The following is a 15,705-nucleotide window of genomic DNA, read 5'->3' as shown; positions in this document are numbered from 1 at the left end:
GGTGGCAGTCGTCGGTGGTGCGAGACCAGGTCCCCGGCTTGCTCCCGACCCGACAGCATACGACGCGGTTTTCCGGTCGGTGACGCGGCGGAGCCGCCGGAGGGTGGTCCCGACGAAACATCGCGGACACATTCCCGCCGACTTCTGTTGACCAGACGACGGCTCGCCCTCTACGGTCCACTCTAATACACAACGTAGGACGTAGGACGTCCTAGGAATTCTTTCCCTGGTTCCGACGCCTGTAGGAGGCACCGTGAGCGCCCCCCCATTCCGGCCCGCCCTCAGCCGCCGCGACTTCCTGCGCTACAGCGGAGCGGCAGGTGCGGCGGCGGCCATCGCGACCTCCCTCTCCGCCTGTTCGGGCGGACCCGCCTCGACCGGCTCGGTCGGCGCCGGATCGGACAAGGACCTGGTCACCGCCGTCATCGGATACGGCAACGACCAGAGCTGGGACCCGACGCAGACCGCCTCCGCGTTCACGATGGCCGGCATCAGCCACATCTACGAGGGGCTGCTGGACACCGACCCGATCACGCGCGAGCCGTATCCCGCCCTGGCCACCGCCTTGCCGGCGGACCCGGCGGCCACCTCGTGGAAGTTCACCCTCCGCGAAGGCGCGAAGTGGCACGACGGCCGGCCGGTGACCGCCGACGACGTGGTCTTCACCTTCCAGCGGATCCTCGACCCGGCCGAGAACGTGCTCGTCGGCAACTTCTTCAAGGCATGGCTGCGGGAGGTGAAGAAGATCGACGACCGCAACGTCGAACTGGTCTTCAAGTTCCCCTTCCCCGACGCGGCGCCCCGGCTGACGATCGCCAAGATCATGCCCAAGCACGTCTTCGGCGCCCCCGGCGCCTGGGACGCGGCCAAGGGCGGCAAGACCTGCGGATCCGGCCCCTACCGGCAGACCGCGCACAACCCCAAGTCGAACACGACCTTCGAGGCGTTCGCCGACTACAACGGCCCGCGGCCGGCCACCGTCAAGAAGATGAACTGGCTGTCCATCGTCGACGCGGCGGCGCGGGTCGCCAAGATCTCCGGCGGCGCGGCCGAGGCGCAGATCGCCGACAACGTCCCCTACGCCAACATCGACCAGCTCGCCGCATCAGGGCTGACCGTCGAGGGCGGCAAGGGCATGAACCACCTGTTCCTCATGTTCAACACCGGTACGAAACCCTTCGACGACGTGCGGGTACGGCAGGCGCTGCACTACGCGATCGACCGGCAGAAGATGATCCAGGTGGCGCTCAAGGGGCACGGCACCGCGTCGAGCTCCTTCCTCAACGAGGGGCACCCCGACCACGCCAGGGCGGCCACCGTCTACGACTACGACCCGGACAAGGCCAGGGCGTTGCTCAAGGAGGCCGGGGCCGAGAACCTGACGATCAACCTGATGGCGGTCAACCTGAGCTGGATCACCGACTGCCTGCCGACCATCGCCGCCTCCTGGGAGGCGGTCGGCGTCAAGACCACGCTGGAGCCGCAGGACACCGCCGCGCTGTTCGCCAAGATGGACCAGTTCCAGGAGTACCAGGTGGTCGCCGCCGCGTCGAACCCCAACCAGTTCGGCATGGACGCCGACCTGATCCTGCACTACAACTACGTCCGCGGCGGCCTGTGGATGAAGTACAGCCGCTGGGAGGGCGGCAAGGCGGCCAAGGACCTCTTCGAGATGATGGACAGGGCCACCGAGGAGCCGGACAAGTCGGCGAAGACCGAGCTGGTCCGCGAATACATCGACGTCATCGCCGAGCAGGCGGTGCTCTACCCGGTCGTGCACACCGAGTTGATGACCGCCTGGGATCCGAGGAAGGTCTCCGGAGTCCGCCCGCAGCCGTACCCGGGCATCAACCTGCTGCAGGCCAAGCGCACCTGACCATGGCCGTCATCGCCAGGATGCTTCTCCGCCGCGTCCTCATCCTGATCCCGCTGCTGCTGGGCGTCGTCCTGTTCGTCTTCATCGTCATGCGGTTCTCGAACAGCAAGCCCGAGTACGCCTACTTCCAGGGCGCCAACCCGACCCCGGAACAGATCCACCGGTTCCAGGTCGAGAACGGCCTGCTGGACCCGCTGCCGCTGCGGTACGTGCGCTTCGTCGGCGACCTGCTCCACGGTGACATGGGCACCAGCGTGCTCACCAAGGCCCCCGTGCTCGACTCGGTGCTCACCGCGCTGCCGCTGACCGTCCAGCTCACCTTCCTGGGGCTGGGAATCGCCGTGGTCGTCGCCCTGGTCTTCGGCGTCACCGCGGCGCTCTTCCGGGATCGCTGGCCCGATCAGGTGATCCGGGTGGTGTCGCTGGTCGGGGTGGCGGCCCCGGCCTTCTGGCTGGCGCTGCTGATGATCCAGTGGCTCGCGGTGAGCAAGGGGATCTTCCCGACCGGCGGATACATCAACCCCGCCGACTCCCTCACCGGCTGGCTGCGGTCGATGACACTGCCCGCCCTGTCGCTGTCCCTCCCGGTGGCGGCCCAGCTCATCCGGATCATCCGCACCTCCATGGTCGAGGAACTGGACCGGGACTACGTCCGCACCGCGATCGGCAGCGGGCTCCCCCCGCTGGTGGTCGTCGGGCGCAACGTGCTGCGCAACGCGCTGATCAACCCGCTCACGGTGCTGGGCCTGCGGATCGGGTACCTGCTCGGCGGCGCGGTGGTCATCGAGCAGATCTACTCCCTCCCCGGAATGGGGCAACTAATGATCAATGCCGTACGTGACGGCGACCCGGCGGTGGTCCAGGGTGTGGTGCTGACCATCGCCGTCGGATTCATGGTCGTCAACCTGGTCGTCGACATCCTCTACCTGCTGGTCAATCCCCGGCTGAGGAGCGCGGCCTGATGCGAAGAGGACTGACGGACGCGCTGACCCGGCCCGGGATCACCTTCCGGAGGCTGTCTCCGCTGTCGTGGGCCGCCCTGGGCATTCTGGCGGTGGTCATCCTCGCCGCCCTGTTCGCACCCCTGCTGGCCCCGCACTCGCCGTACCTCCAGCAGGCCGCCGGCGGCGGGCCCTCCGCCGGCCACTGGATGGGGCTGGACAGCGCCAACCGCGACATCCTGAGCCGGCTGATGCACGGGGCGCGCTGGTCGCTCCTCATCGGTCTGGGAGCGACCGCCCTGGCGCTGGTGGCCGGGTCCGTCGTCGGAGCCGTCGCCGCCACCTCCCGCAGGTGGATCGACGAGACGATCATGCGGGTCCTCGACGTCGTCATGGCCTTTCCCGGGATCGCGCTGGCCGCGGTGCTGGTGGCGGTCTTCGGCGGCAGCGTCACGGTGCTGGTGGCCGCGATCGGCTTCCTGTACATGCCGTCGGTGGCCCGCGTGGTCCGGGCCAACGTGCTGGCGCAGTACGGAGAGGACTACGTGGCGGCCGAGAGGATCATCGGTGCCCGGACCCCGCACATCCTGATCAGGCATGTGGCCGTCAACTGTGCGGCGCCCGTGCTGGTGTTCTGCACGGTGACGGTCGCCGACGCCATCGTCTTCGAGGCGTCGCTGTCCTTCATCGGCGCCGGGGTCCGGCCGCCCGACCCGTCCTGGGGCAGCGTCATCGCCGACGGCAGGAACATGGTGCTTCTCGGAGGATGGTGGGCCACCGTCTTCCCCGGCCTGCTGATCCTGCTCACCGTGCTCTCGCTGAACATCCTGTCCGAAGGGGTGTCCGACGCCTGGGCGGCACCGGCGGCACCGGCGGCCCGTCGGCCCGCCGACCCGGAGAAGCCCGCCGAGGTGGATGCCCTGGAGCAGGCGCGGCCCGGGACCGGAGAGGTCACCGAACTGCCGGGGCTGGCCGAGGCGGCCCGTCGCCTGGCCGGACGTGCCCGCCCGCTGCCCACCGGCGAGCCGGTCCTGCGGGTGACCGACCTGGCCGTCGGCTTCGACGGCCGGCACGACGGCGTGGACATCGTCGACGGGATCTCCTTCGACGTCCGGCCGGGCGAGGTGCTCGGGCTGGTCGGCGAGTCCGGGTGCGGCAAATCGCTCACCGCGCTGACGGTCATGGGCCTGCAGCCGCGCGGAGCGCGGATCCGCGGCGAGATCCGCTTCGACGGCAAGGATCTGCTGAGGCTCTCCCGGCCGGCCCGCCGCAGGCTGCTCGGACACGACATGGCGATGATCTACCAGGACGCCCTCTCCTCGCTGAACCCCGCGATGACCATCAAGGCACAGCTGAAGCAGGTGGTCAGGCGGGGCGGCAGGCGGAGCGCGGCCGAACTTCTGGAGCTGGTCGGGCTGGACCCGGCGCGGACCCTGCCCGCCTACCCGCACGAGCTGTCCGGCGGCCAGCGCCAGCGGGTGCTCATCGCGATGGCCCTGTCCCGCAGCCCCAAACTGATCATCGCCGACGAGCCCACCACCGCCCTGGACGTGACGGTCCAGGCGCAGGTGATCGAACTGCTGCTGCGGCTCCGGTCCGAACTCGGCTTCGCCCTGGTCCTGGTCTCCCACGACCTCGCCCTGGTGGCCGACGTCACCGATCGAATCGTGGTGATGTACGGCGGGCAGATCGTCGAGACCGGGATCACCGCAGCACTCGTCGGAGCCCCGGCGCACCACTACGCCCGGGGGCTGCTCGGCTCGGTGCTGTCGCTGGAGGCCGGCGCGGAGCGGCTCACCCAGATCCGCGGGGTGGTCCCGTCCCCCGCCGACTTCCCCGCCGGCTGCCGGTTCGCCGACCGCTGCCCGATGTCCACGGACGTCTGCCGCACGGACGCCCCCGGGCTGGACGGAGACGTCCACCGCCACTCGGTGGCCTGCCACCATCCGGCGGTCGAGATCACGACTCCGGTGTTCGCCGGGAAGGAGACCTGATGGCGACGGACCCCGGCCCGGCCGAGACCCTGCTCGAACTCGCCGACGTCCATGTCGTGCACCGGGCGCGCTCCGGCGGCCTGTTCTCCCGCGACCGGGTGTACGCCCTCACCGGGGCGGACCTGACCGTCGCCGCCGGTCAGACGGTCGGTGTCGTGGGGGAGTCCGGCTGCGGCAAGTCCACCCTGGCCAAGGTGCTCGTGGGGTTGCAGCGGCCCACCTCCGGCACGGTGTCCTTCAGAGGGCGGGACCTCTGGTCGACGAAGGACGCCGAGCGCCGGACGCTCGTCGGGTCGAGCACCGGAATGATCTTCCAGGATCCGTCCACCGCGCTCAACCGCCGGCTGCCCGTCCAGCAGATCCTGCGTGACCCGCTGAACGTGCACCGGCGCGGCACCGCGCGGTGGCGGGACGAGCGGGTGCGCGAGCTGCTCGACCTGGTCGGCCTGCCCCCGAGCTCCGCCGACCTGCTGCCGGGCCGGCTCTCCGGAGGCCAGCGCCAGCGCGTGGCCATCGCCAGGGCGCTCGCGCTCGAACCGGAGCTGCTGATCGCGGACGAGCCGACGAGCGCGCTGGACGTCTCGGTCCGCGCCCAGATCCTGAACCTGCTGCTGGAGCTGAAGGGCAGACTCGGCCTGACGCTGGTCTTCGTCTCGCACGACATCCAGACGGTGCGGCGGATGAGCGACCAGGTCGTCACGATGTACCTGGGACGGGTCGTCGAACGGGCCTCCGCGCAGGCCGTACCGGACCATGCCCGCCATCCGTACACCCGGGCACTGTTCTCCGCCACGCCGGGACTGCTCTCGCCGATCAATCCGATCCCGCTGGTGGGCTCGGTGCCGTCGGCGACGCGGCCGCCGAGCGGATGTCCCTTCCGCACCCGGTGCTGGAAGGCCGACGACGCGTGCGCCGTGGAGATGCCGGCGATGCGGGCCGGCGGCGGCCCGTCCGGCGACCACCTGTTCCGCTGCCACCACCCGGTCCCCGCCGGGGCCACCGACCTCGACCTGATCAGCCAAGCACAGGAGCGTCAATGACAACCGCCACCGCACTGACCGGCGTCATCCCCCCGGTGTGCACCCCGTTGACCCCGGACTTCGAGGTCGACACCGGATCGCTGACCCGGCTGGTGGACCATCTGCTGGCCGGCGGGGTGGACGGGCTGTTCGTCCTCGGCTCCTCCTCGGAGGTGGCGTTCCTGCCGGACGGACACCGCAGGATCGTGCTGGACACGGTGCTGGGGCACGTGGGCGGCCAGGTCCCGGTGCTGGCCGGTGTGATCGACATGACCACCCCGAGGGTGCTGGAGCACGTGCGGGCCGCCGTCAAGGCGGGCGCGGACGGGATCGTGGCGACCGCGCCGTTCTACGCCCGTACCCACCCCGTGGAGATCGCCGCGCACTTCCGGGCCGTCGCCGACCGGGCCGGTCTGCCGCTGTACGCCTACGACCTGCCCGTCTCCGTGCACAGCAAGCTCGGCGCCGACCTCCTGCTCGGCCTGGCGGCCGACGGCGTGCTGGCCGGGGTGAAGGACTCCAGCGGTGACGACGCCGGCCTGCGCGAGGTGATCCTCGGCCGGCGGGAACGGAGTGACGTCGGCTCCTTCAGCGTGCTGACCGGATCCGAGCTGACCGTCGACTCCGCCCTGTGGATGGGGGCCGACGGCGTGGTGCCCGGACTGGGCAACGTCGACCCCCACGGGTACGCGCGGTTGTTCCGCTCGGCGTCGGAGGGCGACTGGGCGGCCGCCCGCGCCGAGCAGGAACGGCTGTTCCGCCTGTTCGAGCTGGTGAGGGTCGGCGGGGCGCGGATGGGGGCGGGGTCCTCGGCGATGGGTGCCTTCAAGGCGGCCCTGCACCTGCGCGGGATCATCGACCACCCGACCACCGCGCTGCCGCAGATCCCGCTGGACGGGGACGAGACGGGTCGCGTCGGCGAATACCTGGCCGCGGCCGGCCTGCTGTGACGGACCGGTCCGGCCGCCCGGCCGGGCCGCTGGAAGGGAGCGTCGAAAATGAGCAGGATGGATCGGCTGTACCGGCGGCTGGGGGGCATCGCCTACGGCGGTGACTACAACCCCGAGCAGTGGCCGGAGGAGGTGCACACCGAGGACGTCAAGCTGATGCGGGAAGCCGGGGTCAACCTGGTCAGCCTGGGCGTCTTCTCCTGGGCCGTCGTGCAGCCGGAGCCGGACCGGCTGGAGTTCGGCCGGCTCGACAAGATCATGGACCTGCTGGCGGACGGCGGCGTCGGCGTCGGCCTGGCCACCATGACCGCCTCCCCGCCCCCCTGGCTGAGCGCCCGCCACCCCGAGACGCTGCCGGAGCAGGCGGACGGGACCCGGCTCTGGCCGGGCGCGCGCCAGCACTACTGCCCTTCCAGCCCGGTCTACCGGGAGCACGCGGCACACCTGGTCACCGCCGTGGCCGAGCGCTACGGCGACCACCCGGCGCTGGTCATGTGGCATGTCGGCAACGAGTACGGCTGCCATGTGCGGGCGTGCTACTGCGACGTCTCCGCCGAGGCGTTCCGCGGCTGGCTGCGCGGGCGCTACGGCGACGTCGAGGCGCTCAACGACGCCTGGTCGACGGCGTTCTGGTCGCAGCGGTACGCCTCCTTCGAGGAGGTGCTGCCGCCCCGCACCGCGCCGACCATCCCCAACCCCGCCCAGCAGATCGACTTCGCCCGGTTCGGCTCCGACGAGCTGCTCGCCTGCTACCTCGCCGAGAGGCGGATCCTCGACCGGATCACCCCCGAGGTGCCCGCCACGACCAACTTCGTGCCGCTGGCCAAGACCCTCGACCTGTTCCAGTGGGCCCCCCACCTGGACGTCGTCAGCTACGACTCCTACCCCGACCCGTACGACGAGCACGCCGCGCCCAGGGCCGCCCTCTCCTACGACGTGATGCGGTCGCTGCGGGACGGCCAGCCGTACCTGCTCATGGAGCAGGCGCCGAGTGCCGTCAACTGGCGGGCCTGCAACGCGCCCAAACCGCCCGGCGTCATGCGGCTGTGGAGCTGGCAGGCCGTCGCGCACGGCGCCGACGCGGTGATGTTCTTCCAGTGGCGGCAGTCGCGCGGCGGGGCCGAGAAGTACCACTCGGCGATGGTCCCGCACGGCGGCACCGGTACCCGGACCTTCCGGGAGGTGCGGGAGCTCGGCCGGGAGCTCGCGAGCGTGCCGGAGCTGTTCGGCACGCGGTCGCCCCGCGCCGACGTGGCCGTCGTCCTGGACTGGCAGAGCTGGTGGGGCCTGGAACAGGCCGCCCGTCCCAGCGCCGGCCTTCGTCTCGACGACCTCGTGTTCGCCCACTACCTGCCCCTCCACCAGGACAACGTGGCGTGCGACGTCGTCCGGCCGGGCGGTGACCTGACCGGCTACCGGCTGGTCGTCGTGCCCAACCTCTACATGGCCGGCGAGGAGGAGGCGGCCAACCTCGAACGGTACGTCGAGGGCGGCGGGACACTGCTGATGTCCTTCTTCTCGGGGATCGTCGACCCGTGCGACCGGGTCCACCTCGGCGGTTACCCGGCTCCCTTCCGGCGGATGCTCGGCCTGCGCGTGGAGGAGTTCTGGCCGCTCGACGACGGGGGCACCGTGGAGCTATCCCAGGGGAGGGGCAGCCTGTGGTCGGAGGAGATCGCGCTGGAGGGGGCCGAGGCCGTCGAGTCCTTCGCCGCCGGTGAGCTCACCGGCCTGCCCGCCGTCACCCGGCACCGTTTCGGGCTGGGCACCGCCTGGTATCTCGGCACCCTCCCCGATCCCGCCACGATGCGCGCGGTGCTGCGCCGCGCCGCGGCGGAGGCGGGCGTCCGGCCCGTCCTGCCCGGCCTGCCCGGCGGCGTGCAGGCACGGGTACGGCAGGCGGCCGACGGCACCTCCCGCTACGTGCTGCTCAACCACTCCGCCGCAGCGGTGACCGTACCCCTGCCGGCCCCGATGACCGACGACCTCACCGGCGCCGGCCCGTCGGACCACGTACGGCTCGCCCCCCGGGGGGTGGCCCTGCTCCGCCCGGCGGCCGTACCCGCCTGACGGAGTCCTCGCAGCGGGAGCGGCCGGAGCGGCGGGCTTGGACTCCGGTGATCCGCGCCGGCGCTGAGCCGTACCTGCGGCTCAGCGTCCGGTGGCCCGGCCGAGCACGCGATCCCAGTCGGACAGGAAGCGGCCGAGGCCGTAGCGGGCGAGCGCGGCGGTCCGGGCGGCCTTCCCGCACTGCCGGGCCCGGGCCGGGTCGGTGACGAAGCCCCGCAGCGCGTCGGTGAGGGTGGCGACGCGGGTCGAGATCACCCCCGCCTCCGGCGGCACCGCCTCCACGGCCTCGGTGGTGGCCAGCGCCACGACGGGCATGCCGAGCAGCATGGCCTCGATCAGGGAGGGCCCGAGCGAGGTCCACCGGTAGGGGTGCAGGTAGACCCGCCGACGGGCCAGTTCGGCGTGCATCTTCTCCCGCGGCAGGTCCTCGAAGGTCCCGAACGGGAAGCGGAGCCGGTACGGCAGGCCGGTGACCTTCAGGCCGAAGACGTCGAGCGGGGCCGCGGCGGCGAACCTCGGGAGCAGGTCCGTTCCGGTGACCCGGGCGCGCCGGATCGGATCGTCGACGACGGCGCCGGCGCGCGGGAGCTCACCCGTGTAGTGGTGGCCGGGGTCGACGACGCCGTGCTCGACCACCTCGGTGGGGGCCCTGCCGGAGTCCCAGAACAGGTCGTTGAAGTGGGTCACGTGGACCAACGGGATGTCGTCACGGCCGGCCAGCGGGTGCCGGGTGCCGGGTGCGTTCCCCGCCGGAGCGTCGTGCTCGACGTAGACGGCCGGCACGTCCCGGCCCGGCCGGCGGCGCAGCCAGCGCCGGACGAGGTCCAGCTCGCGGGGGCGCTGCAGGACGACCAGGTCGACGTCTTCGCCGCGGAGCCGGTTCCACGGCACCTCGCGCACGGTGGCGGGCCAGGGGGAGGCCCGCGGGCGGCCGCGTCCGTCGGGGCCGCGGTCCGGGACGAGGGGGACGAGATAGTCGTGGGCGCCCCGGACGAACGCCGTCGTCCAGCGTTCGTGGACGTGCCAGAGCAGGATTCTCATGGACGGGTCCCGGCGTCCGGACGGGCTCCCGGCACGGGCTCCATCCGGACGGTGCCGTGGTCGCGGGGAACGTCCGCGATCGGGGCGCCGGCACGGTCGGGCAGGACGGCGGCTGGAGGTCTACGGCTCGGCACGGGCGTCTCCGGGGTGTTCTCGGTAACGGGTTCGGTACGCGGCGGGCCGATAGAAAAAAGCCCCAAAAAACTACAGAAAGTGACATATGCAGATATGCAGGTCTCTTACCTGGACTTTTCCCCGTTCCTTCGTTTTGAGAAGCGCTCCGCTCGGTAGTTAACCAGTTACACACGAGAGGCGAATCCATGAGATTTCTCGGGATAAACGCGATCTTCCATGACCCGGCGGCGGTGCTCGTCGTCCACGGGGACCAGGGGAAGCCACGCGCCGCCTACGCCCGCCGCGCCCCGGTTGTCCCGGCCGTGCCGATCCGGAAGCCGTCATGAGCCCCGGTGGGCGCCCGGCCGGGGAGGCGCCGGTCATGGTGGTGCTGCGCGGCCCCGGCCTCGGTGGCCTCCTCACCGCGGTCCCGGCGCTGCGCGCCCTGCGGCGCGCCCACTCCGAGCACCGGATCGTGCTGGCCGCGCCCGCCTCGCTGGCCGGTCTGCTGCCGCTGATCGGCGCGGTGGACGAGCTGCTGGACGTGGCGGGGCCGGGCCCGCTGCCGCCCGTCCCGTCTCCTGACATCGCGGTCAACCTGCACGACGGGAGCCCGCAGAGCATCGCCGCGCTGCGCCGTACCCACCCGGGACGGCTGCTCACGCACGCCCACCCCGGCTTCCCCGACGTGCCGGGACCGTCATGGCGCCAGGACGCGCACGAGGTCCGGCGCTGGTGCGACCTCCTCGGCTGGTACGGCATCGCCGCGGACCCGGCCGATCTGGCGCTGAAGGTCCCGCTGCCCGGAGAGCCCGCACCGGTCGTCGTCCACCCCGGAGCCGCCGGCCCGGCCAGGCGCTGGCCGCCGGAGCGGTTCGCGCTGGTGTCCTTCGTGCTGCGGCAGGCCGGTCACGACGTGGTGATCACCGGGAGCGCCGGGGGGCGGGCACTCGCCGAGCACGTGGCCTCCCTCGCCTGCCTGCCGGAGACGTCCGTGCTCGCCGGCCGTACCGACCTGGGCGAACTGGCCGCACTGGTCGCGCGGGCCCGGCTGGTCATCTGCGGCGACACCGGCGTGGCCCGGCTGGCCACCGCGCTCGCCACCCCCTCCGTGGTGCTGTTCGGGCCCGTCTCGCCCGCTCGATGGGGACCGCCCCCCGGATCGCACGTTTCCCTGTGGGCGGGACGCTCCGGCGACCTCTACGGGAACCTGCCCGATGAGGGCCTGCTGGAGATCGGCGTCCGGGATGTCCTCGGCGCCGCCGTCAATCTGCTGGAGGTAAGGGCCCGATGAACATGCGGCGGGTGGTGGTGACCGGCGGAGCCGGTCTCCTGGGGTCGTATCTGTGTGAACGCCTTCTCGCGGAGGGAGCGGGCGTGATCTGCATGGACAACTTCCTGACCGGCTCGCCGCGCAATGTCGAGCAGCTGATGGGCCGGGCCGCGTTCCGCCTGGTGGAGTGCGACCTCACGGGATTCGTCCATGTCTCCGGCGACGTCGACCTGGTGCTCCACTTCGCCTCGGCGGCCTCTCCGGCCGACTACCTGCGCTACCCGATAGAGACGCTCAAGGTGGGCAGCATCGGCACGCTGCACGCCCTCGGGCTGGCCAGGGAGAAGGGCGCCCGCTTCGTGCTGGCCTCCACCAGCGAGGTGTACGGCGACCCGCTGGAGCACCCGCAGCGGGAGGGCTACTGGGGCAACGTCAACCCGGTGGGGCCGCGGAGCGTGTACGACGAGGCCAAGCGGTTCGCCGAGTCGCTGACGACGGCCTATCGCAACTCCCACGGGACCGACACCGCGATCGTGCGGATCTTCAACACCTATGGGCCGAGGATGCGGCCCCACGACGGCAGGGCCATCCCCACCTTCATCCGCCAGGCCCTGCGCGGCGAGCCGATCACCGTGACCGGCGACGGCGGGCAGACCCGGTCCATCTGCTACGTGGACGACACGGTCGAGGGGGTCCTCGCCCTCGCCGGCAGCGACTTCGCGGGCCCGGTCAACATCGGCAACCCGGTCGAGCTGACCATGCTCGCCCTCGCGGAGACGATCCGGGAGCTGACCGGCTCGGACTCGCCGATCCACTTCGTCGACCGTCCCGCCGAGGACCCGGAGGTCCGGTGCCCGGACATCTCCCTGGCCGCCTCCCGGCTGGGGTGGGCGCCGAAGGTGGACATCGTCGACGGGCTGAGCCGTACCATCTCCTGGTTCGCCGAGGAGCTGCGCGAGCCGGAGGAACTCCTCCGGCACTAGCATCCGATCGTCTGCGGGCCCTCGGACTTCTCCGGGCTCGGCGGCCGTCGGGCGGGCCGGTCCTCCTGTCCGGGTGACACCGGCCTGCCGCCGGCCCACCGCTGGTCGGCACCGGAGAAGCGCGGGGGCGCGACTACAGTGCTTCGACCAGCTGGGGCTCGGCGGCCGCGGGCTTGGCGTCGTCTCCCTGACGGGCTCGCCTGCCGCTGTTCTCGTGCAGCCAGTGGGCGAACTTGTCGAGCGCGACGTTGATGGCGATGAAGATGACGGCGATGAGGATGGCGGCGGGGATGACGTTGGAGAAGTTCGCGGCGATGCCGTTGAGACCCCGGTCCACCAGCTCGTCGTAGCCGACGATGAACCCGAGCGCGGAGTCCTTGAGCAGCACCACGCACTGGCTGACGATCGCGGGCATCATGGTGCGGACGGCCTGGGGGAGCAGGACGAGCCGCATGACCTGGCTCTTGCGCATGCCCAGCGCGTAGGCGGCCTCCGCCTGGCCCTTGGGCAGGTTGTGCACGCCGGACCTGACGATCTCGGCGATCACCGAGCCGTTGTAGAGCGTGAGCCCGAAGACGACGGCGGTGAACGCGGAGACGCTCGTCCCGATGAGCACGAACGAGCCGAAGAACGCGAAGAAGATGAGCAGCAGCAGCGGGACGGCGCGGAAGAACTCCACGACCACGGCGGCGGGCACCCTGAGCCAGCGGTGCTCGGACATCCGGGCGGCCGCGAAGACGAACCCGAAGACGGTGGCGAGGAAGATCCCCGCGACGGCGGCCTTCAGCGTGCCGAACAGGCCGGGCAGGATGAACGTGCTCCACACGTCGGGGCGGATCAGCGGTGACCACTTCTCCGCCGCCCACTGCTCGTTCGCGTCGAACCTGACGTAGACGAGGACGGCGACGGCGATCATGACCACGGTCGCGGCCGCGGCCAGCATCCGGTTGCGGCGGACGCTGCGCGGGCCCGGGGGCTCGTAGAGGTTGCCGGGGGCCGCGCTCATCGGGCCACCGCCAGACGGCGCGACAGCCAGCCGAAGAACAGCCCGGTGGGCAGGCAGAGCAGGACGAATCCGGCAGCGAATCCGAAGAAGATCTGAATCACCTGGTCTCCGTACACCTCGATCATCTCCCGCATCCGCACGGATGCCTCGGCCACCCCGACCACGAGGGCGATGGTGGTGTTCTTGGTCAGCGCGATCAGGATGCTGCCCAGCGGCACGACGACGGCCCGGAACGCCTGGGGCAGGATGATCAGGCGCAGGGTCTGCTGGAAGGTGAGCCCGATCGAGCGGGCGGCCTCGGCCTGGCCGACCGGCACGGTGTTGATGCCGGAGCGCAGCGCCTCGCACACGAAGGCGGAGGTGTAGGCGGTCAGCCCGATCACGGCGAGCCAGAAGTTGTTCACGTTGATGTCGTCGGATAACTCGACACCGAGGTTCGCGCCCACGCCCAGGCCGGTGAACAGGAGCACGAGGGTCAGCGGGGTGTTGCGGGCCACGGTGACGTACCCGCCGGCGGCGGTGCGCAGGACCGACAGCGGCGAGACCCGCATCGCGGCCAACAGGGTGCCGAGCACGAGCGAGCCGACGGTGCTGACCGCGGTGAGCCGTACGGTCATCCAGAAGGCCAGGAGGATGGTGTCTCGCTCGAGGATCAGTGCGTTCATGGGTACCTCAAGTCCGGTCGAGGTACAGCGGGCACCGGACAGGATGCGATGCCCGCCGTACGGGGAGGGGGGTCAGTACCTCTCGAGCTTCGGCACCTCGGGGGCGGCGAAGCCGGCGGCGCCGAAGTTGGCGTCGATCGCCTTCTTCCAGCTCCCGTCGGCGAACATCTTGGTCAGCGCCTCGTTGATGGCGTCACGGCCCTGCTTGTCGTCCTTCTTGAGGCCGATGCCGTACTTCTCGGTGCTGAACGGCTTGCCGGCCACCTTGAGCTTGCCGGTGTGCTGGGCGGCGTAGCCGGCGAGGATCACGTTGTCGGTGGTGAGGGCGTCGAGCTGGCCGCCGAGCACCCGGTCCACGCACGCGGAGTAGGCCCGCTCCTCCTGGAGCTGGACCTCCTTGGCGTAGGCGTCCTTGACCTTCTGCGCGGAGGTCGAGCCGGCGACGGAGCACAGCTTCTTGCCGTTGAGCGCCTCGGGCCCGGTCAGCGTGTTGTCGTCGGCACGGACGAGCAGGTCCTGCCCGGCGACGAAGTACGGCCCGGCGAAGGAGATCTTCTGCTTGCGGGCGTCGGTGATGGAGTAGGTCGCCACCACCATGTCGACCTGGCCCTGCTCGATGAACGCCTCGCGGTTGGCCGAGACGGTCTCCTTGAAGGTGATGTTGGCGGCGTCGACGCCGAGGGCCTTGGCGACGTACTTGGCGACCTCGATGTCGAAGCCCGCGAAGGTGCCGTCGGGCGTGCGCAGGCCGAGGCCGGGCTGGTCGGCCTTGACGCCGATGACGAGCTTCTTCTCGTTCTTCGCCTTGTCCACGATGGAGGCGGAGGCGTCGTCGCCGCCGCACGCGGAGGTCAGGGTGACGAGGGCCAGGGCGAACGCGGTGACGATGGATCGTCTGAACATGGTCATCCTTCTGGGGGTCAGTGACTGAGAATCTTGGCGAGGAAGGACTGGGCGCGCTCGCTGCGCGGCGCGGTGAAGAAGAGGTCGGGGGTGTTCTCCTCGACGATCTGGCCGTCGGCCATGAACACGACCCGGTCGGCGGCGCGGCGGGCGAAGCCCATCTCGTGGGTGACCACGAGCATCGTCATGCCGTCGCCGGCGAGTGCCGTCATCACGTCGAGCACCTCGTTGACCATCTCGGGGTCGAGCGCGGAGGTGGGTTCGTCGAAGAGCATCACCTTGGGGTCCATGGCCAGCGAACGGGCGATGGCGACGCGTTGCTGCTGCCCGCCGGACAGCTGCGCCGGATACTTGCCGGCCTGGTTGCCGATGCCCACCCGGTCGAGCAGTTCGCGGCCCCGCCGCTCGGCCGCGTCCTTGCTCTTCCCGAGCACGGTGACCGGTCCGAGCGTGACGTTCTCCAGGACCGTCTTGTGGGCGAAGAGGTTGAAGTTCTGGAACACCATGCCGACGTCGGCGCGGAGCCGGGCGAGCTGCCGCCCCTCGGCGGGCAGCGGGGTGCCGTCGATGGTGATGGCACCCGAGTCGATGCTCTCCAGCCGGTTGATCGCGCGGCACAGGGTGGACTTGCCCGACCCGGACGGCCCGATGATCACGATCACTTCGCCGCGCCGGACGCTCAGGTCGATGTCCTGAAGCACGTGCAGCTCGCCGTAATGCTTGTTGACCTTGTCCAGCACCACCAGCGGCGCCTCCGCGGAGGCGGGCTCCTCGGTGGCCACCCCGTGTACGGTCATCGTCACGCTCCTTCAATCCGGCGATCAACTGTCCGCAGGCCGCACCGGACCGTCGGATCGTCGGATCATCGGG

At 71.0% G+C, this 15,705-nt stretch carries 13 protein-coding genes; 8 read left to right on the top strand and 5 right to left on the bottom strand.

The window, feature by feature from the left end; genetic code table 11:
- The first annotated feature begins 253 nt into the window (after positions 1 to 253).
- Genes OHA77_RS08985 through OHA77_RS08960 form a run of 6 tightly spaced genes read left to right on the top strand, consistent with a single transcriptional unit; the run spans position 254 to position 8,850 of the window.
- Positions 254 to 1,876 carry an ABC transporter substrate-binding protein gene (locus OHA77_RS08985; protein WP_406317372.1) on the top strand — a complete coding sequence of 541 codons (1,623 nt, stop codon included), beginning with the start codon at positions 254 to 256 and terminating at the stop codon, positions 1,874 to 1,876.
- Between the two features lie 20 nt (positions 1,877 to 1,896).
- Positions 1,897 to 2,838 (top strand): ABC transporter permease, encoded by a 942-nt coding sequence (locus OHA77_RS08980; protein WP_406317371.1) that lies wholly within the window; start codon positions 1,897 to 1,899, stop codon positions 2,836 to 2,838.
- Positions 2,838 to 4,811, top strand: a complete 1,974-nt coding sequence (locus OHA77_RS08975) for a dipeptide/oligopeptide/nickel ABC transporter permease/ATP-binding protein (protein ID WP_406317369.1) — start codon at positions 2,838 to 2,840, stop codon at positions 4,809 to 4,811. The genes OHA77_RS08980 and OHA77_RS08975 overlap by 1 nt, the downstream gene beginning before the upstream one ends.
- Positions 4,811 to 5,851, top strand: a complete 1,041-nt coding sequence (locus OHA77_RS08970; protein WP_406317367.1) for an oligopeptide/dipeptide ABC transporter ATP-binding protein — start codon at positions 4,811 to 4,813, stop codon at positions 5,849 to 5,851. Before OHA77_RS08975 ends, OHA77_RS08970 begins: the two co-directional genes overlap by 1 nt.
- Positions 5,848 to 6,780, top strand: coding sequence for a dihydrodipicolinate synthase family protein (locus tag OHA77_RS08965; protein WP_406317366.1), 933 nt, complete (start codon positions 5,848 to 5,850; stop codon positions 6,778 to 6,780). Before OHA77_RS08970 ends, OHA77_RS08965 begins: the two co-directional genes overlap by 4 nt.
- Before the next feature lie 48 nt (positions 6,781 to 6,828).
- On the top strand, positions 6,829 to 8,850 hold the full coding sequence (locus tag OHA77_RS08960) for a beta-galactosidase (RefSeq protein ID WP_406317364.1): 2,022 nt from the start codon (positions 6,829 to 6,831) through the stop codon (positions 8,848 to 8,850).
- A gap of 81 nt (positions 8,851 to 8,931) precedes the next feature.
- Here the strand turns inward: OHA77_RS08960 and OHA77_RS08955 are convergent, their stop codons facing one another.
- Positions 8,932 to 9,891, bottom strand: a complete 960-nt coding sequence (locus OHA77_RS08955) for a glycosyltransferase (RefSeq protein WP_406317362.1) — start codon at positions 9,889 to 9,891, stop codon at positions 8,932 to 8,934.
- A gap of 457 nt (positions 9,892 to 10,348) precedes the next feature.
- Here OHA77_RS08955 and OHA77_RS08950 point away from each other — a divergent pair, with 457 nt between their 5' ends.
- Together OHA77_RS08950 and OHA77_RS08945 are read left to right on the top strand one after the other, a co-directional pair.
- Positions 10,349 to 11,299, top strand: coding sequence for a glycosyltransferase family 9 protein (locus OHA77_RS08950; protein ID WP_406317361.1), 951 nt, complete (start codon positions 10,349 to 10,351; stop codon positions 11,297 to 11,299).
- Positions 11,296 to 12,261 (top strand): UDP-glucuronic acid decarboxylase family protein, encoded by a 966-nt coding sequence (locus OHA77_RS08945; RefSeq protein ID WP_406317359.1) that lies wholly within the window; start codon positions 11,296 to 11,298, stop codon positions 12,259 to 12,261. The genes OHA77_RS08950 and OHA77_RS08945 overlap by 4 nt, the downstream gene beginning before the upstream one ends.
- A 133-nt stretch (positions 12,262 to 12,394) precedes the next feature.
- Here the strand turns inward: OHA77_RS08945 and OHA77_RS08940 are convergent, their stop codons facing one another.
- The 4 genes from OHA77_RS08940 to OHA77_RS08925 form a co-directional block, all read right to left on the bottom strand.
- Positions 12,395 to 13,267, bottom strand: coding sequence for an amino acid ABC transporter permease (locus tag OHA77_RS08940; RefSeq protein WP_406317358.1), 873 nt, complete (start codon positions 13,265 to 13,267; stop codon positions 12,395 to 12,397).
- Positions 13,264 to 13,932: an amino acid ABC transporter permease gene (locus OHA77_RS08935; RefSeq protein WP_406317356.1), complete on the bottom strand. Its 669-nt coding sequence runs from the start codon at positions 13,930 to 13,932 to the stop codon at positions 13,264 to 13,266. The genes OHA77_RS08940 and OHA77_RS08935 overlap by 4 nt, the downstream gene beginning before the upstream one ends.
- A 72-nt stretch (positions 13,933 to 14,004) precedes the next feature.
- The gene (locus tag OHA77_RS08930; RefSeq protein WP_406317355.1) at positions 14,005 to 14,835 is read right to left on the bottom strand and encodes a glutamate ABC transporter substrate-binding protein; all 831 of its coding nucleotides are present in this window, start codon (positions 14,833 to 14,835) and stop codon (positions 14,005 to 14,007) included.
- A gap of 17 nt (positions 14,836 to 14,852) precedes the next feature.
- The gene (locus OHA77_RS08925; protein ID WP_406319807.1) at positions 14,853 to 15,575 is read right to left on the bottom strand and encodes an amino acid ABC transporter ATP-binding protein; all 723 of its coding nucleotides are present in this window, start codon (positions 15,573 to 15,575) and stop codon (positions 14,853 to 14,855) included.
- Positions 15,576 to 15,705: the final 130 nt, after the last annotated feature.

This window comes from Streptosporangium sp. NBC_01639 (assembly GCF_045209755.1).
GTDB lineage: Bacteria > Actinomycetota > Actinomycetes > Streptosporangiales > Streptosporangiaceae > Streptosporangium.
Note: the sequence above shows the minus strand (reverse complement) of the source record. Positions and strands in the feature narration are given on the sequence as shown.

Bases quoted from the DNA above. Each gene is read 5' to 3' on its own strand.
- OHA77_RS08980 (WP_406317371.1), top strand. From the start codon at position 1,897: ATGCTTCTCCGCCGCGTCCTCATCCTGATCCCGCTGCTGCTGGGCGTC.
- OHA77_RS08975 (WP_406317369.1), top strand. From the start codon at position 2,838: ATGCGAAGAGGACTGACGGACGCGCTGACCCGGCCCGGGATCACCTTC.
- OHA77_RS08970 (WP_406317367.1), top strand. From the start codon at position 4,811: ATGGCGACGGACCCCGGCCCGGCCGAGACCCTGCTCGAACTCGCCGAC.
- OHA77_RS08965 (WP_406317366.1), top strand. From the start codon at position 5,848: ATGACAACCGCCACCGCACTGACCGGCGTCATCCCCCCGGTGTGCACC.
- OHA77_RS08960 (WP_406317364.1), top strand. From the start codon at position 6,829: ATGAGCAGGATGGATCGGCTGTACCGGCGGCTGGGGGGCATCGCCTAC.
- OHA77_RS08955 (WP_406317362.1), bottom strand. From the start codon at position 9,891: ATGAGAATCCTGCTCTGGCACGTCCACGAACGCTGGACGACGGCGTTC.
- OHA77_RS08950 (WP_406317361.1), top strand. From the start codon at position 10,349: ATGAGCCCCGGTGGGCGCCCGGCCGGGGAGGCGCCGGTCATGGTGGTG.
- OHA77_RS08945 (WP_406317359.1), top strand. From the start codon at position 11,296: ATGAACATGCGGCGGGTGGTGGTGACCGGCGGAGCCGGTCTCCTGGGG.
- OHA77_RS08940 (WP_406317358.1), bottom strand. From the start codon at position 13,267: ATGAGCGCGGCCCCCGGCAACCTCTACGAGCCCCCGGGCCCGCGCAGC.
- OHA77_RS08935 (WP_406317356.1), bottom strand. From the start codon at position 13,932: ATGAACGCACTGATCCTCGAGCGAGACACCATCCTCCTGGCCTTCTGG.
- OHA77_RS08930 (WP_406317355.1), bottom strand. From the start codon at position 14,835: ATGTTCAGACGATCCATCGTCACCGCGTTCGCCCTGGCCCTCGTCACC.